18 protein-coding genes and 1 other RNA gene are annotated in these 18,766 nt (G+C 56.0%); 9 read left to right on the top strand and 10 right to left on the bottom strand.

All coding sequences use genetic code 11. The annotated features are described in order from the left end of the window. Position 1 precedes the first annotated feature (1 nt). The 5 genes from acrB to ACZ6J2_RS13335 all read left to right on the top strand — a co-directional run bounded on the left by acrB (position 2) and on the right by ACZ6J2_RS13335 (position 5,622). Positions 2-3,139, top strand: a complete 3,138-nt coding sequence (gene acrB, locus ACZ6J2_RS13355; RefSeq protein ID WP_471725925.1) for a multidrug efflux RND transporter permease subunit AcrB — start codon at positions 2-4, stop codon at positions 3,137-3,139. A 520-nt stretch (positions 3,140-3,659) separates the two neighbouring features. Beyond that, positions 3,660-4,034 carry an Hha toxicity modulator TomB gene (gene tomB / locus ACZ6J2_RS13350; RefSeq protein WP_008499288.1) on the top strand — a complete coding sequence of 125 codons (375 nt, stop codon included), beginning with the start codon at positions 3,660-3,662 and terminating at the stop codon, positions 4,032-4,034. Positions 4,035-4,061: 27 nt separating this feature from the next. Beyond that, positions 4,062-4,280, top strand: coding sequence for an HHA domain-containing protein (locus ACZ6J2_RS13345; RefSeq protein WP_008499287.1), 219 nt, complete (start codon positions 4,062-4,064; stop codon positions 4,278-4,280). A 205-nt stretch (positions 4,281-4,485) separates the two neighbouring features. After that, complete coding sequence (maa, locus tag ACZ6J2_RS13340; protein WP_471725924.1) at positions 4,486-5,037, top strand: maltose O-acetyltransferase; 552 nt, start codon at positions 4,486-4,488, stop codon at positions 5,035-5,037. A 117-nt stretch (positions 5,038-5,154) separates the two neighbouring features. Beyond that, positions 5,155-5,622, top strand: a complete 468-nt coding sequence (locus tag ACZ6J2_RS13335) for a YlaC family protein (RefSeq protein ID WP_023310598.1) — start codon at positions 5,155-5,157, stop codon at positions 5,620-5,622. On the opposite strand, the gene pdxR is transcribed toward ACZ6J2_RS13335, so the two are convergent. Then, entirely contained in the window at positions 5,594-7,054 is a 1,461-nt protein-coding gene (pdxR, locus tag ACZ6J2_RS13330) for a MocR-like pyridoxine biosynthesis transcription factor PdxR (protein ID WP_471725923.1), read from the bottom strand. The genes ACZ6J2_RS13335 and pdxR overlap by 29 nt on opposite strands. 101 nt (positions 7,055-7,155) lie before the next feature. Here pdxR and ACZ6J2_RS13325 point away from each other — a divergent pair, with 101 nt between their 5' ends. Then, positions 7,156-7,866, top strand: a complete 711-nt coding sequence (locus ACZ6J2_RS13325) for a GNAT family N-acetyltransferase (protein WP_471725922.1) — start codon at positions 7,156-7,158, stop codon at positions 7,864-7,866. On the opposite strand, the gene ykgO is transcribed toward ACZ6J2_RS13325, so the two are convergent. Together ykgO and ACZ6J2_RS13315 are read right to left on the bottom strand one after the other, a co-directional pair. Then, positions 7,863-8,003: a type B 50S ribosomal protein L36 gene (ykgO, locus tag ACZ6J2_RS13320; protein WP_003859006.1), complete on the bottom strand. Its 141-nt coding sequence runs from the start codon at positions 8,001-8,003 to the stop codon at positions 7,863-7,865. The two genes, ACZ6J2_RS13325 and ykgO, sit on opposite strands and share 4 nt — an antisense overlap. A gap of 2 nt (positions 8,004-8,005) precedes the next feature. Next, entirely contained in the window at positions 8,006-8,266 is a 261-nt protein-coding gene (locus ACZ6J2_RS13315; RefSeq protein WP_006176933.1) for a type B 50S ribosomal protein L31, read from the bottom strand. Between the two features lie 219 nt (positions 8,267-8,485). On the opposite strand from ACZ6J2_RS13315, the gene ACZ6J2_RS13310 reads away from it, so the two are divergent. Further along, the gene (locus ACZ6J2_RS13310) at positions 8,486-10,051 is read left to right on the top strand and encodes an EAL domain-containing protein (RefSeq protein WP_069303748.1); all 1,566 of its coding nucleotides are present in this window, start codon (positions 8,486-8,488) and stop codon (positions 10,049-10,051) included. Here the strand turns inward: ACZ6J2_RS13310 and ACZ6J2_RS13305 are convergent. Beyond that, positions 10,044-10,316 carry a metal-sensing transcriptional repressor gene (locus tag ACZ6J2_RS13305; protein WP_023310594.1) on the bottom strand — a complete coding sequence of 91 codons (273 nt, stop codon included), beginning with the start codon at positions 10,314-10,316 and terminating at the stop codon, positions 10,044-10,046. The genes ACZ6J2_RS13310 and ACZ6J2_RS13305 overlap by 8 nt on opposite strands. A 134-nt stretch (positions 10,317-10,450) precedes the next feature. Here ACZ6J2_RS13305 and ACZ6J2_RS13300 point away from each other — a divergent pair, with 134 nt between their 5' ends. Beyond that, entirely contained in the window at positions 10,451-11,266 is an 816-nt protein-coding gene (locus ACZ6J2_RS13300) for a nickel/cobalt efflux protein RcnA (RefSeq protein WP_471725921.1), read from the top strand. Between the two features lie 35 nt (positions 11,267-11,301). On the opposite strand, the gene ACZ6J2_RS13295 is transcribed toward ACZ6J2_RS13300, so the two are convergent. From ACZ6J2_RS13295 to yczE, 3 genes are all read right to left on the bottom strand, one after another. Continuing rightward, positions 11,302-14,394 carry a beta-galactosidase gene (locus tag ACZ6J2_RS13295; RefSeq protein WP_471725920.1) on the bottom strand — a complete coding sequence of 1,031 codons (3,093 nt, stop codon included), beginning with the start codon at positions 14,392-14,394 and terminating at the stop codon, positions 11,302-11,304. A gap of 102 nt (positions 14,395-14,496) precedes the next feature. Continuing rightward, positions 14,497-15,567 carry a LacI family DNA-binding transcriptional regulator gene (locus tag ACZ6J2_RS13290; RefSeq protein ID WP_471725919.1) on the bottom strand — a complete coding sequence of 357 codons (1,071 nt, stop codon included), beginning with the start codon at positions 15,565-15,567 and terminating at the stop codon, positions 14,497-14,499. Positions 15,568-15,644: 77 nt separating this feature from the next. Then, positions 15,645-16,256 (bottom strand): membrane protein YczE, encoded by a 612-nt coding sequence (gene yczE, locus ACZ6J2_RS13285; RefSeq protein ID WP_471725918.1) that lies wholly within the window; start codon positions 16,254-16,256, stop codon positions 15,645-15,647. Between the two features lie 86 nt (positions 16,257-16,342). Here yczE and yczR point away from each other — a divergent pair, with 86 nt between their 5' ends. Beyond that, positions 16,343-17,764 (top strand): MocR-like transcription factor YczR, encoded by a 1,422-nt coding sequence (gene yczR / locus ACZ6J2_RS13280; RefSeq protein WP_471725917.1) that lies wholly within the window; start codon positions 16,343-16,345, stop codon positions 17,762-17,764. Between the two features lie 81 nt (positions 17,765-17,845). Here yczR and ACZ6J2_RS13275 read toward each other — a convergent pair whose 3' ends face one another. From ACZ6J2_RS13275 to ffs, 3 genes are all read right to left on the bottom strand, one after another. After that, entirely contained in the window at positions 17,846-18,061 is a 216-nt protein-coding gene (locus ACZ6J2_RS13275) for a hypothetical protein (protein WP_023310588.1), read from the bottom strand. Next, positions 18,058-18,309 carry a hypothetical protein gene (locus tag ACZ6J2_RS13270; RefSeq protein ID WP_029741630.1) on the bottom strand — a complete coding sequence of 84 codons (252 nt, stop codon included), beginning with the start codon at positions 18,307-18,309 and terminating at the stop codon, positions 18,058-18,060. The genes ACZ6J2_RS13275 and ACZ6J2_RS13270 overlap by 4 nt, the downstream gene beginning before the upstream one ends. Positions 18,310-18,569: 260 nt before the next feature. Further along, an RNA gene (ffs, locus tag ACZ6J2_RS13265) (signal recognition particle sRNA small type) lies at positions 18,570-18,666 on the bottom strand. Between the last annotated feature and the right edge of the window lie 100 nt (positions 18,667-18,766).

Raw genomic sequence — 18,766 nt, 5'->3', positions numbered from 1 at the left:
CATGCCTAATTTCTTTATCGATCGCCCCATATTTGCGTGGGTGATCGCCATAATCATCATGCTGGCCGGGGGACTTGCGATCCTGAAGCTGCCTGTTGCGCAATATCCAACGATTGCGCCACCGGCGGTGACAATTTCCGCAACCTACCCGGGGGCTGATGCGAAAACGGTGCAGGACACCGTCACCCAGGTTATCGAACAGAACATGAACGGTATCGATAACCTGATGTACATGTCCTCAAACAGTGACTCCACCGGTACGGTGCAGATCACCCTGACCTTCCAGTCAGGTACGGATGCTGACATTGCGCAGGTTCAGGTGCAGAACAAACTGCAGCTGGCGATGCCTTTGCTGCCGCAGGAAGTACAACAGCAGGGTGTGAGCGTCGAGAAATCGTCCAGCAGCTTCCTGATGGTTGTCGGCGTTATCAACACTAACGGCACCATGACGCAGGAGGATATTTCCGACTACGTGGGCGCCAACATGAAGGACGCTATTAGCCGTACTTCCGGTGTGGGCGACGTGCAGCTGTTCGGTTCCCAGTACGCGATGCGTATCTGGATGGATCCGAACAAGCTGAACAACTTCCAGCTGACGCCGGTTGACGTGATCAGCGCGATTAAAGCGCAGAACGCCCAGGTAGCGGCCGGTCAGTTAGGCGGTACACCACCGGTGAAAGGCCAGCAGCTTAACGCCTCGATCATCGCGCAGACCCGTCTGACCTCTGCCGATGAGTTCAGCAAAATTCTGCTGAAAGTGAATCAGGACGGTTCGCAGGTTCGCCTGCGCGACGTGGCGAAAGTTGAGCTGGGCGGTGAGAACTACGACATCATCGCGAAGTTTAACGGTAAACCGGCTTCCGGTCTGGGTATCAAACTGGCGACAGGCGCTAACGCCCTGGACACCGCCACGGCGATCCGCGCAGAGCTGAAGAAGATGGAACCGTTCTTCCCGTCAGGTCTGAAAATCGTTTACCCGTACGACACCACGCCGTTCGTGAAAATCTCGATTCATGAAGTGGTTAAGACGCTGGTTGAGGCGATCATCCTGGTATTCCTGGTGATGTACCTGTTCCTGCAAAACTTCCGCGCGACGCTTATCCCAACGATTGCCGTGCCGGTGGTATTGCTCGGGACCTTTGCGATCCTGTCGATATTTGGCTACTCGATAAACACCCTGACGATGTTCGGGATGGTGCTCGCCATCGGCCTGCTGGTGGATGACGCCATCGTCGTGGTCGAGAACGTCGAACGCGTAATGGCGGAGGAAGGTTTGCCGCCGAAGGAAGCGACCCGTAAATCAATGGGTCAAATCCAGGGCGCGCTGGTCGGTATCGCGATGGTGCTGTCTGCGGTATTTATCCCGATGGCCTTCTTCGGGGGCTCTACCGGTGCGATTTACCGCCAGTTCTCCATTACCATCGTTTCCGCGATGGCGCTGTCGGTGCTGGTGGCGTTGATCCTGACGCCTGCGCTGTGTGCCACCATGCTGAAGCCGATTCAGAAAGGCGGTCACGGCGAGCATAAAGGCTTCTTCGGCTGGTTTAACCGCATGTTCGATAAGAGCACGCATCACTACACCGACAGCGTGGGTAACATCCTGCGCAGCACCGGTCGTTACCTGCTGCTCTATATCATCATCGTGGTGGGCATGGCCTTCCTGTTCGTTCGTCTGCCAAGCTCGTTCCTGCCAGATGAAGACCAGGGCGTGTTCCTGACGATGGCACAGCTTCCAGCGGGTGCCTCGCAAGAGCGTACCCAGAAAGTGCTGGATGAAGTGACGGACTACTATCTCACCAAAGAGAAAGACAACGTTGAGTCCGTGTTTGCGGTTAACGGCTTTGGCTTTGCGGGTCGTGGTCAGAACACCGGTATTGCCTTCGTTTCTCTGAAAGACTGGTCTGAACGTCCAGGCGAAAAGAACAAGGTTGAAGCCATCACCGGCCGTGCAATGGGAACCTTCTCGCAGATTAAAGATGCGATGGTCTTCGCCTTTAACCTGCCAGCGATTGTTGAACTGGGTACGGCAACCGGTTTCGACTTCCAGCTGATCGACCAGGGCGGTCTGGGTCACGAGAAACTGACGCAGGCGCGTAACCAGCTGTTCGGCGAAGTGGCTAAACACCCTGACCTGCTGGTTGGCGTACGTCCAAACGGCCTGGAAGATACGCCGCAGTACAAGATCGATATCGACCAGGAGAAAGCGCAGGCGCTGGGCGTATCCATCAGTGACATCAATACCACGCTGGGCGCAGCCTGGGGCGGTAGCTACGTTAACGACTTCATCGACCGCGGTCGTGTGAAGAAAGTGTACGTGATGTCAGAGGCGCAGTACCGTATGCTGCCGAACGATATTAACAACTGGTACGTTCGCGGCAGCAATGGCCAGATGGTGCCGTTCTCAGCCTTCTCGACGTCGCGCTGGGAATACGGTTCACCGCGTCTGGAACGTTACAACGGTCTGCCGTCGATGGAAATCCTGGGTCAGGCCGCGCCGGGCCGAAGCACCGGTGAAGCCATGAACCTGATGGAAGAGCTGGCAAGCAAACTGCCTGCGGGTATCGGCTATGACTGGACCGGTATGTCCTATCAGGAACGTCTGTCCGGTAACCAGGCCCCTGCCCTGTACGCCATTTCACTGATTGTGGTCTTCCTGTGTCTGGCGGCACTGTACGAGAGCTGGTCAATTCCGTTCTCCGTTATGCTGGTGGTTCCGCTCGGGGTTATCGGTGCGCTGCTTGCCGCAACGTTCCGCGGATTGACCAACGATGTGTACTTCCAGGTAGGCCTGCTGACAACCATTGGCTTGTCGGCGAAGAACGCGATACTTATCGTTGAATTCGCCAAAGATCTGATGGAGAAAGAAGGCAAAGGGCTTATCGAGGCGACGCTTGAAGCGGTGCGTATGCGTCTGCGTCCAATCCTGATGACCTCTCTGGCGTTCATCCTCGGCGTAATGCCGCTGGTTATCAGCTCCGGTGCGGGCTCCGGCGCGCAGAACGCGGTAGGTACAGGCGTAATGGGCGGTATGGTTACCGCGACCGTACTGGCTATCTTCTTCGTACCGGTGTTCTTCGTGGTGGTTCGCCGCCGCTTTAGCCGCAAGAATGAAGATGTTGAACACAGTCATTCGGTATAACCTCACTGATACCGGTTCCACATGATAAAAAGGCCGCATTAGCGGCCTTTTTCATTTTCAGAAAAAATCATAAATTACGCTTATTGTGGCTCTATTTATTTTCTGCCATCTTAAATAGACATATCATAATTAACTGATACCTTAATCGGTGAATTCAGGATTTTTTTAATTTCATTTCCCCGCTTAAGGTATTAGGAATATTCCTAATAAGAAGTTCTTACAAAGATAAGTCTGAATCTGAACTTTTCTCATCATTTTTGCTAAGCCGATGAAACGTAAGGAAGGGATAAAACCCCGTCGTTAATTTGGATAAAAACGTTGAGTCCAGGGTGACCATTTGCGTGCATGCTCCCAGCCTGCGGTTTTTATTTGTAATTTTTCGTAATAGCGCGGTGAAATCCAGGAAGGAGTGGCTTATAGTTAGGTTATCAGGAACACAGCACTCATGTAGCTAAGTCAGTTGTATCCATCCCGACAATGATGTTCGGTGAGTAAGAAATCACTCAGAAGGGGATGCGCTATGGACGAGTACTCGCCAAAAAGGCATGATATCGCGCAGTTGAAATTTCTCTGCGAATCCTTGTACCATGACTGCCTTGCCAACCTTGATGAAAGCAACCATGGCTGGGTAAACGATCCAACTTCTGCTATCAATTTACAGTTGAATGAGCTGATAGAGCATATCGCAACCTTCGCACTTAATTATAAAATTAAGTACAATGAAGATAATAAGCTCATTGAGCAAATTGATGAATACCTGGACGACACCTTTATGTTGTTCAGCAGTTACGGCATTAACGCCCAGGATTTGCAAAAATGGCGTAAATCGGGAAACCGGCTATTCCGCTGTTTCGTCAACGTGAGCAGAGCTAACCCGGTTAGTCTTTCCTGTTAAAATTATTACAATTACTAAGGTGAATTTATGTCTGATAAACCACTCACAAAAATCGATTATTTGATGCGCTTACGACGTTGTCAGTCAATTGACACGCTTGAGCGCGTCATTGAAAAGAATAAATACGAGCTTTCTGATAATGAACTGGCGGTATTTTATTCAGCCGCTGACCATCGTCTTGCTGAACTGACAATGAATAAACTGTATGACAAAATCCCTACTTCTGTGTGGAAATTTGTCCGTTAATCTTTGAAGGGTGTCTGTAGAGTTCTACGCCTCGTTCTGAGTATTTACCTGTCCCGTTATGCTCCCTGTGCGTAAGCCAGGTCTCCGTGTAAAACGTGTTCATCAGCAGCAATGTTGTGACGTCAGTCACATCGGCTTTTCGGGAACGTTCCCCTTCTGGCCTGTTCCGATTACCCTTCGGTAATAACATCCAGAGAGGTTTCCTATGAGCTTAGAAAAACAGAAAATGATTGCCGGTGAACATTACCGCCCCGGCGATGAGACGTTACGGGCTGACCGACTGCGGGCCCGCCATCTGGTTTACCGCTATAACCACACCGCGCCTGATGAAAAAACAGAACGCCAGAACATTCTGGCGGAACTTCTGGGACAAAGCGCAGGCGCTTATATTGAGCCGAGCTTCCGCTGCGACTACGGATATAACATTTATCTGGGCAAAAACTTTTACGCTAACTTCGACTGCGTGATGCTGGATGTCTGCCCTGTGCATATTGGCGATAACTGCATGCTCGCGCCGGGTGTTCATATTTATACGGCTACCCACCCCCTGGACGCGGAAGAACGAAACAGCGGCGTGGAGTTTGGAAAACCCGTCAATATTGGCAATAACGTCTGGATTGGCGGCCGGGCTGTCATTAACCCTGGCGTCACCATTGGTGATAATGCGGTGGTAGCCTCCGGGGCCGTCGTGACGAAAGACGTCCCGGCTAACGTCGTCGTTGGCGGCAACCCGGCAAAAATCATCAAAACGCTGTGAGGTTGCGGGGAGTCAACTGTTATAGTCTTTTAGCGCCAGACTGTTACTTTTTTCAGCCTGATGGCTCCCCTAAAATTGGCAGACCCCCTGTATTGTCAACTCTTATGAAGGCAAAAAATGACCGAGATACAGCGCCTGCTTACCGCCACCATCGACGATCTTAACCTCCGCGAAAAGCGCGACAATCGCCCGCGCTTTAGCATTAGCTTTATTCGCAAACATCCTGGACTGTTTGTCGCCATGTATGCCGCCTGGCTGGCGACGCTGATTGTGATGCTGAAGTCCGAAACGCTGGTGGACTCCGTCTGGCTGCTGGTTGTACTGTTTGTCGTCTTTAACGCCTTTTTCTTTTTCGACGTGAATCCGCGCTACCGTTACGAAGATATCGACGTGCTCGATTTCCGGGTCTGCTATAACGGCGAATGGTACAACACGCGTTACGTGCCAGAGGAGCTGATCGAAAACATCATGCACTCTCCGGCGGTTGAAGCCGGGCAAAAAGAGAAGCTGCAGAAAATGGTCTCCACCAAAGGTCAACTCTCTTTCTATGATGTCTTTACCCTTTCCCGCCCTGCTGCTGCGTAATTAACGCCTGTAGACGTCGGATCCCCGGCGCAAACTGAGAAGCAGAGGTATTGCCGTAACCTAAAACCAGACCGGTTTGCCCCTGCTTCGCCTCCAGGTAGTACCCGCTCAGCGCAGCGGGTGCCAGCTGAAACGCCCTCGCCTGCTCTACCAGCTTCTGGTCGTCAATACCGTCTATCGCCAGCGCCAGATGCATTCCCCCTTCGCCTGCCAGAATACGGTGCGGAGAATGAAGCTCTGCGCTCAGCACCTCCCGCAGCTGGCGGTAGCGTTTACGATAGAGCCGACGCATGGCGGCAAGATGACGGGCATAGTGACCTTCTTCAATGAACAGCGCCAGGGTACGCTGCTCCGCACGATGCCCCCCGCGCAACAGCGAGCCGATGGCCGGGCGAGCCGCTTTCGCCAGCGCTGGCGGTAAAACCATAAACCCCATTCGAAGTGACGGAAATAGCGTTTTACTGAACGTCCCCAGATACACAACGGGCGCATTGTTGACCATTCCCAGCATCGCCGGTACGGGCTCACCGGCAAAGCGGAACTCGCTGTCGTAATCGTCTTCAATGATCCACGCGTTGTGCTGCCGGGCCAGCTCCAGCAGCGCCAGCCGCCGCCGCGCGCTGAGCACGCTCCCGTAAGGGAACTGATGCGAAGGTGAGGTAAAAATCAGTGAAGGAGCGGGCGAATTCAACCCTTCCCAGCACATTCCCTCGTCATCTACCGGTATTCCCGTCATTGCCAGGCCGGTTTTAACAAACGCACTCTTTGCCCCGCTATAGCCGGGGTTTTCTACCCAGGCGACATCGCCAGGCTCGCTTAACAGCATCGTGCAGAGGTTGACGCCCTCAAGCGCTCCTTCGGTTATCACAATCTGGCTGGCGTCGCAGTCGATACCGCGGGACAGAGCGAGATGCCGGGCAATCGCGGCGCGCAGCGACGGCTCGCCGGCCGGGTCGCCATAGCCTAACAGGGCACTCCCCGCCTCGCGCAGGACGCGATCGTACAATCGCCGCCACAGCGGCAAGGGGAAATAGTTAATGGCAGGCGTTCCCGGCGTAAACGCCATCACCGGGGTGTCGCGCGGCACGGGCGCGGGCAGCAGGGCGACCCGTTTTGTCAGACTGACGTCAGGATCCGGCAATGTCCGGGCAATCGTACGATGAGCGAATTGCCCCACCCGCGTACCCTGACGGTTACGCAGCAAATAGCCTTCGAGCGTGAGCTGGTCCAGCGCCGCATTGACGGTGTTTCGGGAAACCGAGATCTGCTGCGCCAGCGTTCGCGAACCGGGCAGCTGGCTGCCGGACCGAAGCCTTCCGCCCAGTATGGCCTCCCGCAAAGCAAGATAGAGCGCGCGCTGAAGCGTCTCCTGCCCACGCTTTTTCAGCGCAGCATGAAGCAAAGTGTAAAGCTCATCACCCGGTATATTCATCTTCCCTCCTTGTGGTACCAGAAAAACATAGCCTGGTGGTTCTTTTTAAGGAACCAGCAATTCACTAATCTGGAGATCTTTTCAACGTCATGGAAATAAAGATGAATACATTCAACGAGTTTGGACAACCTGTAGGCGAAGCCCTTATCGACTGGCAGCCTCGTCAGCACCCGTCCCGGGTGGTCCTTCAGGGTCACTATTGTCGGCTTGAGCCGCTGCGCGTGGAGCATGCCCACGCGTTGTTCTCAGCCTACTCCCTGGCCGGAGATACCCGAAGCTGGACGTGGCTGCTGCGTGAACCCGATGCCACCGCAGAGGAGTTTGCCGAATGGGTGGCGAGGGTGAGTGAGTTATCCGATCCCATCCACTTTACCGTTATGGACAACCGGACCCAGTCTCCTGTCGGGACGCTGTCCCTGATGCGGATCGATCCTAAAAACGGGGTCGTGGAAGTGGGTCACGTTCACTTTTCTCCTCTGTTAAGCCGCACGCCAGGGTCGACAGAAGCGCAGTATCTGCTGATGCGATACGTATTCGATACCCTGGGGTACCGGCGTTATGAATGGAAGTGCAATAGCCTGAACGAGCCTTCCCGTAAAGCGGCGCTGCGTCTGGGCTTTCAGTTTGAAGGACGCTTTCGCCAGGCGCTGGTCATAAAAGGCCGTAACCGGGATACCGACTGGTTTTCGATTCTCGACAAAGAGTGGCCGGCGCTGGCTAACGCCTTTGAAAACTGGCTTGCCACCGACAATTTTACTGCCGATGGCAAACAGAAAAGATCCCTGGAAAGCTGGCGAGAAACGCGCGTTTAGCGTCTTTTTTTACGTCCCTGAACCGCCTTAAAGCGCGGATTAGATTTACAAATCACGTATAAGCGTCCCTTGCGTTTGACTATCTGGCAATCCGGGTGACGTTGCTTTGCACTGCGTAATGAGTTAAGTACCTGCATGGTTAGCCCCGCTTCGCATTGAGAAAACCGCCAAAACGCTTGCGGAAGCGCGCTGCGCTGCCGTCCGTGGAGAACGTTTTTTGCTTACCGGTATAAAACGGGTGCGATTTTGAAGAAACCTCGATGGTGATGTACGGATATGTCTCACCGTCGAGTTCAATTTCGCGGTCGGTTTTAATGGTTGAGCCGACTTTAAAGTATTCATTAGCGCTGGTGTCGTGGAATACCACGGTGCGATAGGCTGGGTGGATATTGGGTTTCATCGTAAATCCTTTATGTTTTGTTATAACATAACAAAATAATATCCAGGCCAGTTTGAAAAAACAACCCCTCTCTTCTGACGATAATTTCTCGTATGCCTGAGATAAAATGAAAACCATGCCAACCACGTGCTATAACTATATCATTTCGCGGTAAAATCTTTCTCTTCAGGCAGGGAACTCAATGCCCAGGAACGGGTATACGAGGAAGGACACGACAGCATGAAAACCCGACATCTGGTCAGTCTGGTGACTGGCGTACTTATCTTTTCTGTGCTGGTCCCCATTTGCCTGAGCATCTGGCTGGCCCACCGCCAGGCGGAAGATAAATTTGCCGATGCGCTGGATAACTATGCCTCCCGCGTGCTGGTACGCACCGACAGGGTTGTGGATCAGGCAAAAGAAGCGCTCGATCACCTGCAGGCCTTTGAGGGAGTGCCGTGTAGCCCCTTGCAATTACGGGAAATGCGCCGGGTCGCTTTCTCGTGGCGATATGTCCAGGAAGTGATTTATATCGACAACCTTCGACCGCTCTGCTCCTCCCTGGAGCAAACCAGCCATGCATCCCCTTTCCCTCCTCCAATGCGCATTACCGAAGATGGTTACAGCGCGTGGCTGACCACGCAAAACGATCTTGGATTTAACCGCTACATGACGGTGCTGGGAAAAGGCCACTACCTTGTCATGATCGATCCTGCCTCGCTGGTGGACGTGATCCCTTTCGGCGAGATAGCGATTGATGCCGCCCTGGTAGGAAGCGCAACGCACCGCATATTCGCCAGCAGCAGCAAGCTCGACTCTCACATCCGCGACATGGTTCAGGAGCGGGGTGTGAAAAGCGTGCAGTACAACGGTTCAATGTACGTCATGAAGTCTGTACCTGAGCTTGGGTTTACCGTCGTTGCATGGGCAACGCTCAAACCGCTGGCTGAAACCTGGCACCGGCAGCTTCTTTTCTGGTTACCGTTCGGCATGTTGATAAGCCTGCTCGCCGCACTGTTTGTCCTGCGGATCCTGCGGCGTATCCAGTCGCCGCGCAATCGCCTGCTTGACGCCATTAACAGCCGGGATTTTGTGGTGCACTATCAACCCATCGTGGCGCTCTGTAGCGGAAAAATTGTGGGCGCTGAGGCGCTGACGCGCTGGCCACAGCCAGACGGAAGCTGCCTCTCGCCGGATATTTTTGTCCCCCTTGCCGAGCAAACGGGGCTCATCTCGAAGCTGACGCAGTTAGTCATCGAAAAGGTGTTTGAAGATATGGGCCACTGGCTGCAACGCTATCCGGATCAGCATATCTCCATTAACCTCGCCCCTGCCGATTTAACCTCCGGCATCCTGCCGCCTCTGCTGAGTCAGCTCCTGAACAAGTGGCAGATCCACCCCCGGCAAATCGCCCTGGAGCTCACCGAGCGCGGCTTTGCCGATCCCAAAATTAGCGCACCGGCTATCGCCGCATTTCGTCGTTCGGGCCACCCTGTCTATATTGATGATTTTGGCACGGGCTATTCCAGCCTGAGCTATCTGCAGGATCTGGACGTCGATACGCTAAAAATTGATAAATCGTTCGTGGATGCGCTGGAGTATAAAAATGTGACGCCGCACATCATTGAAATAGCGAAGTCGCTGAAGCTGGCGATGGTAGCGGAGGGCGTCGAAACCGCAGGGCAACTCGCCTGGCTACACCGCCACGGCGTGCAGTACGGGCAGGGGTGGTACTACAGCAAAGCGCTGCCAAAGACGGAATTTATTCTTTGGGCAGAAAATAACCTCGGCATGCATTCTACTTAAGATAGGATTTCATCACCCGCAACACCACGCCAAGATCGGCTTCACGCTGCGCTTCTTCAGGCTCTTTCACCACATGATCGGTTAAATGCCCTTCGATCACCTGCATCATCATGCCATTGACCGCCCCGCGGATCGCCGCCAGCTGCTGTAACACCTCGGCGCATTCGTGATCGCTGTTGAGCATTTTTTCCAGCGCGGTGCTCTGTCCCTGAATTTTCTTCAGGCGAGTCAGTAGCATCTTCTTGTCTCGAACGGTATGTGACATCTCTGTACCCCTTATTTTTTGGCTTTTAAAGCATACCACGCGCTACTCCCCCTGAGTATTTTTCTACTGGGGGGTAGTATTACGCTACTGGGGGGGAGTAGTATCTCCGCACGCTTTCCACTCCGGAATTTCCCATGACCGATTTTGCTTCACTCCTTCAGCAGGGCAACGCCTGGCTGTTTGTTCCCAGCGCTATCCTGCTCGGTGCGCTACATGGCCTGGAACCGGGCCATTCAAAAACAATGATGGCCGCCTTTATTGTTGCCATCCGAGGCACGCTGAAACAGGCGGTGCTGCTCGGCCTGGCGGCCACGCTCTCCCATACGGCGGTGGTCTGGCTCGTTGCGATGGCGGGATTATGGTTTGGTCGGGGCTGGGATGCACACACGTCCGAACCCTGGTTCCAGCTGATCTCCGGAGTGCTGATCGTTGCGATCGCCCTGTGGATGGCGTGGCGAACCTGGAAAGAGAGCCAGCCGCACGATCATCATCACCACCACGACCACCATGACCATGACCACCATCATAATCATCATCATCACCACGAACACACGCTGGTTGAAGAAGAGTGGCAGGACGCCCACCAGCGCGCTCACGCGCAGGATATTAACCGGCGCTTCAGCGGTCAAAACGTCACTACCGGACAGATCGTGATGTTTGGCCTGACCGGCGGGCTTATCCCCTGCCCGGCGTCCATCACCGTACTGCTGATCTGCCTGCAGCTGAAGCATTTCGCCCTCGGCGCGGCGCTGGTGTTCAGCTTCAGCATTGGTCTGGCGTTAACGCTGGTCGCTTCCGGCGCGATTGCCGCCTTAAGCCTCAAGCACGCGACCAAACGCTGGCCCGGGTTTAGCGAATTCTCCCGTAAAGCGCCGTGGATCTCCGCTGCGCTGATTACCGTAGTAGGGATTTACATGAGCCTGCATGGCCTGAGCGGCATTCTGGCGTAAGACTGCGGCCACGCTCTGTGGCCGCATCTTCATGGTCAGCTAAGGGTCTGCTGCCAGCTGAAGGTATAGCGAAGCTGGCGTGTCTGCAGGAGGAATTCCGGAGAGACGCTGGGGCTCCAGGAGTCGTCGCCGCCCACGCCCATATGGAACGCATCGAGATTGAGCCAGCATCCCGGCTCTTCGCGCAGCAGATGATGATGGGTTGTCTCACGCAGCTGCTGCTGGCCGTAGCGGCTCACCGAGAAATGGAACCGGCCGTTCAGCTGATGCGTTCCCACCACAAGTTCCCGGGTATCGCAGCGCAAACCATTTTCCGTCGGGAAGATATACGGCGTGTGCATGGCCTCGAGAGGTAATGTCCAGCGACCCTGCTGCGCCGCCAGCTTTCTGTCCGGGTAGTTTTCATGCGGCCCCAGCCCCAGCCAGTGAACATTTTCCGGCGTTTCGGCAAGATGAACGCTCAGGCCAACGCGCGCGGGTTCAGGGATATCAGATGCCATATCGACCTGAATATCGCCATGCAGAACGCCCCGATCGTCCACCCGCCAGACTTTACGGCTCATGAACAGGGCTTTGCCGCGATACTCAAGCACGTGTTGGGTTGTGACCACCACGTCGCCTGCGTGCTGCTGTGCCTCACAGTGCAGAACGCGCGAGGTGAGTTCGTACATGCCCGCCGCTTTCCAGCGTTCAACCCAGGCGTTCGGATCGATCTGCGTCGCTTCACTCACGCCAATGTCGTTATCCAGCGGCGCGCGGCTGACGTTATCCGTCAGAGGTGAAAGCAGCGTTTCAACGCCGTTTCGCCACCATTGGGACAGGTTTCCGGTTGCGCGATCGAACTGCCAGCGCTGTTGACGATGGGCGATCTCCAGAATGCGATCGCTTTGCGTTAACACCGGCGGCTCGCCCGCCGGGACTGGCGGAGCAATAAAGAGGGGAGCCGGAAGCGGCCACTGCTCCCACGCGCAGCGATGGTCAGCCGGAGACCACGGCGTTGCCCGCGGCTGGCGTACTTCAACGTTCAGCCAGAGCTCTCCCGGCCCGGCGTTCAGCGCCGGCAGGTCAATTTCCAGACGCTGGGTGCCTTCAGGCGCCATCGAGAGCGTCACCTCGCCCGCGGCCAGCACGTCCCCGTCCCGGGCAACCGTCCAGTTCAGCACTTCGTTATCGGTGTGGCGGAACAGATAGCCGCTTTGCACCTCAATCACCAGCGGAGAGGTGCTGACCCGCGTAAAGGTAAAGAACTGCTGGGCGCGCTGCGCCTCGTACAGCGCCGGGTGCGGCGTGCGATCGGGGAACACCAGCCCGTTAAGACAGAACTGCCGATCGTTCGGCTTATCGCCGAAGTCTCCGCCGTAGGCCCAGAACGCGTTGCCCTTTTCGTCCCGTTTCGTCAGGGCCTGATCGACCCAGTCCCAGACAAACCCACCCTGCAGGCGAGGATGGCTGCGAAACGCTTCCCAGTATTTCGCAACCCCGCCAAAGCTATTTCCCATCGCGTGGGCGTATTCACAGAGGATCAGCGGGCGCGTTTCGTCCGGCATGCCGATCCATTTCTTGATTGACCATTTTGGCACTGCCGGGAAGGGCTGATCCCGATCGACCCGGGCGTACATCGGACAGACAATATCGGTCGCCGCCGTGTTCGCGCCGCCGCCTTCATACTGCACCGGACGCGTAGGATCGGTGGTTTTCAGCCAGCGGTACAGCGCATCGTGATTCGCGCCGTGGCCCGACTCATTGCCCAGGGACCAGATGATAACCGAGGGATGATTACGATCGCGCTGCACCATGCGGGTCACGCGCTCGCTCATGGCGGGCAGCCAGCGCGGATCGTCAGCAAGGCGGCTCATCGGCACCATGCCGTGCGTTTCGATATTGGCTTCGTCAACGACGTACAGCCCGTAGCGGTCGCAAAGCCGGTACCACATGGGATGGTTCGGGTAGTGCGAGCAGCGCACGGCGTTGAAGTTGTGCTGCTTCATGATTTCGATATCGCGGCGCATGGTCGCTTCGTCCATCACCTGGCCATTTTCCGGGTGATGCTCGTGTCGGTTAACCCCGCGGATCAGCAGCGGCTTACCGTTAAGCTTCAGCAGGCCGTTGCTGATGTCAACGCGGCGGAAGCCCACATCGCACGCCTCAACCTCCAGCACCTCACCCTGCGGGCCGAGAAGCGCCATCGTCAGGCGATACAGTTCCGGCGTTTCAGCACTCCAGAGCGCGGGGCGGTCAATGGGGATCGCCACCGTTAAGCGTTCGTCCCAGCTGCCGCGCTCGTCCACAACGGCAGACCCCGGACGCCGGGAAACGCTGGCGCATTTTTCACCCTTGCGCCACAGGGTAAAGACCACCTCGCAGTCTGCAAAGCCCGCCCCTGCCAGCGCGACATCTGCCTTAAGCACCGCGCGGTCCAGTTCCGCATTCAGGTCCGTCACCACGCGATAATCGGCAATCTGCGTTTCGGGTTTATGCAGTAGCGTCACATCGCGGAAAATACCACTCATGCGCCACATGTCCTGATCTTCCAGATAGCTGCCGTCGCACCAGCGCAACACCATGACCGCCAGGCGGTTCTCACCGGGCCGCAGGACCGTCGAGAGATCGAATTCGGCAGGCAGCCTGCTGTCCTGGGAATAGCCCATCCACCGCCCGTTGCACCACAGATGAAACGCAGAGTTCACGCCGTCAAAGATGATGCGGGTCTGCCCGCTCTGAAGCCACGCGTCATCCACATTAAATGTGAGCGAGTAACAGCCGGTTGGGTTTTCCTGCGGCACAAAAGGCGGATTAACGGGGATAGGATAGGTGACGTTGGTGTAGATGGGCGTGTCAAACCCCTGCATCTGCCAGTTCGACGGCACGGGCATCGCAACGGCGTCTGCACAATCTTCGGTTACCCACGCCTCCGGGATTTGCTCAGGTGCAGGAAAGTAGTTAAATCGCCACACCCCATTGAGGGAGCGTCTGCTGGCGGATGCAGCATCATCCAGGGCAGGCTGTTCAAGACGCCAGCTGTGTAACGGCGCGTGTGCGGCCAGACGGTTCCACTGGGTGACGCCAGGATTTTCCCAGTCCCGACGGGCCAGAATGGCGCTGAGGGTCAGCGGTGAAGTGGTGGACATAGTAACCTCTTTGCGAAGCGCTCACAATTTTAGTTAACATGCCCTGGCATCCTGCGACGGTAAAGCACGCGATCGCAGGGTAGAGAGTCCGATCACAAAGTTTTATTTGCGGGCAATCTGCTCGGCAAGCAGTGCCAGGCTTCTGAGCTGCTGCGCCAGATCCTCGCGTTCGGCCTGCTTAGGATTGCGGCGCGCGCTGGAATGACGGGTAACCAGCTTCACCGGCAGCTGAACCTGCCGGCACGCTTCGCCCCCGGAAGGTGCCAGCAGCCACTCCACGCTGCGTTCGCCCGCCTCGCGAAACGCCTGACGAATGGTCGTCAGCGGCGGGGAAAACCAGGCGCTGTCGGCCGTATCGTCAAACCCCACTACCGAAAGCTGGCCAGGTATCGCGATCCCTTTTTCCGCGCAGGCGCGCATCACCCCGAGCGCCATCTGATCGTTCGCCACCAGAATCGCGTCCGGTAATGCCGCACCCGACAGCAGCACGTGTCCCTTCTCATAACCGCTGGCCGCGCTCCAGTCACCGTAGGCCACAGCCGTCGCGTTAAGACCCGCCTGCGCCAGCGTCGCTTTCCAGCCCGCCAGGCGCGCCCGCGCAGAAACCGAGCTCTCCGGCCCGCTCAACAGGGCAATATTCCGATGTTCCAGTGAGAGCAGATGCTCAACGCCCAAACGCGCCCCCTGCTCCGCGTTAAACACGAGGCTGTTTACCCGCGCTGAGGGCGATACATCGAGGAACAGCACCGGGACGGGCGACGCCAGCGCCCCAAGCTCTTCGGCGAGCGGATCGTCAAGCGGCACATTCACCAGCAGCGCGTCCACCCGCTGTGCCAGCAGCGCCTGAAGCGCGGCCTGACACTGCTGGGGTTGCTCTACCATGGAGATAAGGACGCTCGCCCCCTGTTCCGCCGCACGCGATTTGACCGCCGACACAATTTGCGAAGGCGCGTGCAGGGCCAGGTCGGTGGTGATGAGGCCCAGCGTACGGGTGCGTTTCCCCGCCAGCTGCTGCGCCCGAAGGTTAGGAACGTAGTGCAGCTCCGCCATCGCCTGCTGCACCTTTTCTCGCGTGCGGGCAGACACATGTTCCGCGTCGTTAATGACGCGGGAAACGGTCTGATAAGAAACCCCCGCAAGGAGGGCGACATCATAGAGAGTGATTGCTTTCATGCTTTCTGGCATCGCGATTTTCGAAGCGTCTATTCTGGCACAGCGACGCCGTTAAAACATGTGAGCGCTTCGCAAAATTACACAACCCGCTCCGGCTGGGGTATTTCCGCAATGCGTGGCTTCTGACGGAACCAGGGCAGGCAGAGCTGGATAAGCGGGCCAATGGTCAGAGCATACAGTACGGTTCCCACTCCAAACGTGCCGCCAAGCACGCACCCAATCAGCAGTACGGACACCTCAATTGAGGTGCGCACGCTGCGAATGGACCACCCCAGCCGGGCGTGAATGCCGGTCATCAGGCCGTCGCGCGGGCCTGGTCCGAAACCGGCCCCGATGTACATGCTGGTCGCAATCGCGTTCATCACGATGCCCGACACCAGGAAAGCAATTCGAACGGGTAACGAATCCAGCTCCGGGATAAGCACCATGCTGGCGTCCGCCGCCAGACCGATACAAATCACGTTGCTGATCGTGCCAAGGCCCGGCATCTGGCGCAGCGGGATCCACAGCAGCAGCACCGCAGCGCCGGTCACAATGATCACCGTCCCGATAGTCATCCCCAGCTGCATCCCCACCCCGAGGTGAAACACATCCCAGGGATCGACACCCAAATCGGAACGAATAAACATCGCGGTGGAAAGGCCATACAGTCCTAAACCGACATAGAGTTGTAGCAGACGACGTACCATTTTTATCTTCTCCAGTGAACCAGGCTTTCATCCTGACCTAAAATGGCACTATGATTAATGTCCAGTTTTCAAATAGTGGACTGCATATGTCATCACGTCGCTTCGGAAGCCAGTCTCTGGTACGCCTTTTAGGCCACTGGCAGCAAGCCTCATCCCGCACCCCGCTCTGGCGACAGCTGGCCGACGCGCTGCGTCTGTTAATCCTTGATGGACGTCTGGCACTGAATACGCGGCTGCCGGGCGAGCGTGAGCTGGCCACGGCGCTGGACGTGAGCCGAACCACCGTCAGCAGCGCGCTAGCCCACCTGCGTGAAGAGGGGTACCTTGAAAGCCGCCACGGCAGCGGGTCGCGGGTCATTCTCCCGGACACGCGCGCCGTTCCCACCCTTTCCGCGGCGAGCGCCGCACTGGATCTCTCCACTGCCGCCCTGAATGCCGGGCCGGAGATCCATCAGGCTTATGCCCATGCGCTCACGGCCATTACCCCGCATCTCTCGCTGACGGGCTACGATCAGCTTGGGTTGCCGACGCTGCGGGAGGCCATCGCTGCGCGCTATACCGCGCGGGGCCTTCCCACCCGCGCAGATGAAGTGATGGTGGTCAATGGTGCCGTCAGCGGCTTTGCGCTGGTACTGCGGATGATGACCGGGCCGGGGGATCGCGTCGTGGTCGATCATCCCACCTATCCGCTGGCGATTGCCGCCATTCAGGGGGCGCAGTGTCGGCCAGTCGGGGTGTCGCTGCCGGAAACCGGCTGGGATACGGATGGCTTTGCCGCAACGCTTGCCCAGACGGCGCCGCGCCTGGCCTACCTTATGCCAGATTTTCATAATCCGACCGGGCGCTGTATGGATATCGCCACCCGTCAGGCCATCACGGATATTGCAGCCCAAACCCGCACGGCGCTGGTGGTGGATGAAACGATGGTGGATCTCTGGTTTGATGCGCCTCCCCCGCCGCCGCTGGCCGCCTTTAACCCGCAGGCCACCGTCATCACCTTAGGCTCTGCCGGAAAAAGCTTCTGGGGCGGGCTGCGTCTCGGCTGGATCCGCGCCTCATCGCGCATCATCGCCACACTTGCCCAGACGCGGGATACCCTGGATTTAGGCTCGCCGCTGCTCGAACAGCTGGCAATGCAGTGGCTCATTAACAACAGCGAGACGTTTCTGCCCGCACGCCGGAAGATGCTGGCGGAACGGCGCGATCGATGCGGTGACCTGCTGCGCGAACATTTCCCGGAGTGGAAATTCCACGAGGCGGAAGGCGGGCTATCTTACTGGATAGAGCTCCCGGGCATGCTGGCGACACAGCTTGCCGCACGGGCAGAAATAATCGGGATTAACCTGGGAACCGGGACGCGATTTGGTTTATCGGGGGCGTTTGACCGCTATTTACGTATGCCCTTCTCGCTGGAATCGACAGAGCTTGAGCAGGCGTTGCTGAGGATCAAACCGTTATGGCTCGCCCTGAATAAAAACGTGTCATCGTTAAAACGCAGCGTGGTCTAATATTAAAATAGTTGAAGCAGATCATAAAATAAAAACTGCTGACTGTAACATATGCAGTCAGCAGTTTTCACTGGTCAGGGTTTAATGCTGAGGAGGAATAGGAAAGCCTTTTAGTGAAATAACGAAGTTATCACCGTCTTTCTTAATTTTTGCACCGGTATCACACCAGTCAGACGCAATTCGAAAGAACTCATCGCTTCCAACATTCCAGCCAAGACGTACATGCTTCACGTAGCCTGAACGCAACAGATCGCAGGCCTCGTTGTAGTCACTGGCGGTTGACAGTTGTTGTTTCATTTTCTCTTCTTCAGAATTTTACGTAGAGCCTTGATTTCTTTAGGAGTAAAAGGAGAAACACTCTCTTCTTCCGTATGCTGATTATCAATATCCTCTTCCGATACTCCCGCCTCTTCTACTGCTTCGAACGCCAGCAGCAGCAGTTTCTCTGTCGTCACGCTTAAATTCTCGTTATTTACTTCCGCATAGTGGCGAAGCCTTTCTTTTAGCGCGTCATCAATCTTAACGTTTAATACCGCTGTAGCCATGTTTGTCACTTCCCTTCGGAATAAGTACTTTATTTAATACACGAACTTAACAATGTTATCCAGATATATATTTTTTTGAGTTATGGAAGAAAATAACCGTCCGATTATAAAATGACAGTCTATTATTACAGGTTTATGACAATAATATTTCATTAGAATGAAATATATATTACACGATACAGGCGTAGTTTTATTGTGGAGTAATGATGTAAGGGAGAGGTGAAGCTGAAGAATCTTATGAGGCCACAAATGGGTGGGGGCCCTGCCAGCTACATCCCGGCACACACGTCGTCTGCCCTGGCTGCTTCCTTCCGGACCTGACCTGGTGAACAGAGTAGCGTTGCGGGAGAACCAACAGAGCCCCCATTGAGAGCGTTGATAACCAACGCGCTGGCGCATTATCCCTGTGCTAAAGCCCAATTGCAAGCGACCAGCAACCGGATGCTGGTTTCTTGCG

The sequence above is a fragment of the Enterobacter sp. E14S genome (genome assembly GCF_055666685.1).
Note: the sequence above shows the minus strand (reverse complement) of the source record. Positions and strands in the feature narration are given on the sequence as shown.

Bases quoted from the DNA above. Each gene is read 5' to 3' on its own strand.
- acrB (WP_471725925.1), top strand. From the start codon at position 2: ATGCCTAATTTCTTTATCGATCGCCCCATATTTGCGTGGGTGATCGCC.
- tomB (WP_008499288.1), top strand. From the start codon at position 3,660: ATGGACGAGTACTCGCCAAAAAGGCATGATATCGCGCAGTTGAAATTT.
- ACZ6J2_RS13345 (WP_008499287.1), top strand. From the start codon at position 4,062: ATGTCTGATAAACCACTCACAAAAATCGATTATTTGATGCGCTTACGA.
- maa (WP_471725924.1), top strand. From the start codon at position 4,486: ATGAGCTTAGAAAAACAGAAAATGATTGCCGGTGAACATTACCGCCCC.
- ACZ6J2_RS13335 (WP_023310598.1), top strand. From the start codon at position 5,155: ATGACCGAGATACAGCGCCTGCTTACCGCCACCATCGACGATCTTAAC.
- pdxR (WP_471725923.1), bottom strand. From the start codon at position 7,054: ATGAATATACCGGGTGATGAGCTTTACACTTTGCTTCATGCTGCGCTG.
- ACZ6J2_RS13325 (WP_471725922.1), top strand. From the start codon at position 7,156: ATGAATACATTCAACGAGTTTGGACAACCTGTAGGCGAAGCCCTTATC.
- ykgO (WP_003859006.1), bottom strand. From the start codon at position 8,003: ATGCAGGTACTTAACTCATTACGCAGTGCAAAGCAACGTCACCCGGAT.
- ACZ6J2_RS13315 (WP_006176933.1), bottom strand. From the start codon at position 8,266: ATGAAACCCAATATCCACCCAGCCTATCGCACCGTGGTATTCCACGAC.
- ACZ6J2_RS13310 (WP_069303748.1), top strand. From the start codon at position 8,486: ATGAAAACCCGACATCTGGTCAGTCTGGTGACTGGCGTACTTATCTTT.
- ACZ6J2_RS13305 (WP_023310594.1), bottom strand. From the start codon at position 10,316: ATGTCACATACCGTTCGAGACAAGAAGATGCTACTGACTCGCCTGAAG.
- ACZ6J2_RS13300 (WP_471725921.1), top strand. From the start codon at position 10,451: ATGACCGATTTTGCTTCACTCCTTCAGCAGGGCAACGCCTGGCTGTTT.
- ACZ6J2_RS13295 (WP_471725920.1), bottom strand. From the start codon at position 14,394: ATGTCCACCACTTCACCGCTGACCCTCAGCGCCATTCTGGCCCGTCGG.
- ACZ6J2_RS13290 (WP_471725919.1), bottom strand. From the start codon at position 15,567: ATGAAAGCAATCACTCTCTATGATGTCGCCCTCCTTGCGGGGGTTTCT.
- yczE (WP_471725918.1), bottom strand. From the start codon at position 16,256: ATGGTACGTCGTCTGCTACAACTCTATGTCGGTTTAGGACTGTATGGC.
- yczR (WP_471725917.1), top strand. From the start codon at position 16,343: ATGTCATCACGTCGCTTCGGAAGCCAGTCTCTGGTACGCCTTTTAGGC.
- ACZ6J2_RS13275 (WP_023310588.1), bottom strand. From the start codon at position 18,061: ATGAAACAACAACTGTCAACCGCCAGTGACTACAACGAGGCCTGCGAT.
- ACZ6J2_RS13270 (WP_029741630.1), bottom strand. From the start codon at position 18,309: ATGGCTACAGCGGTATTAAACGTTAAGATTGATGACGCGCTAAAAGAA.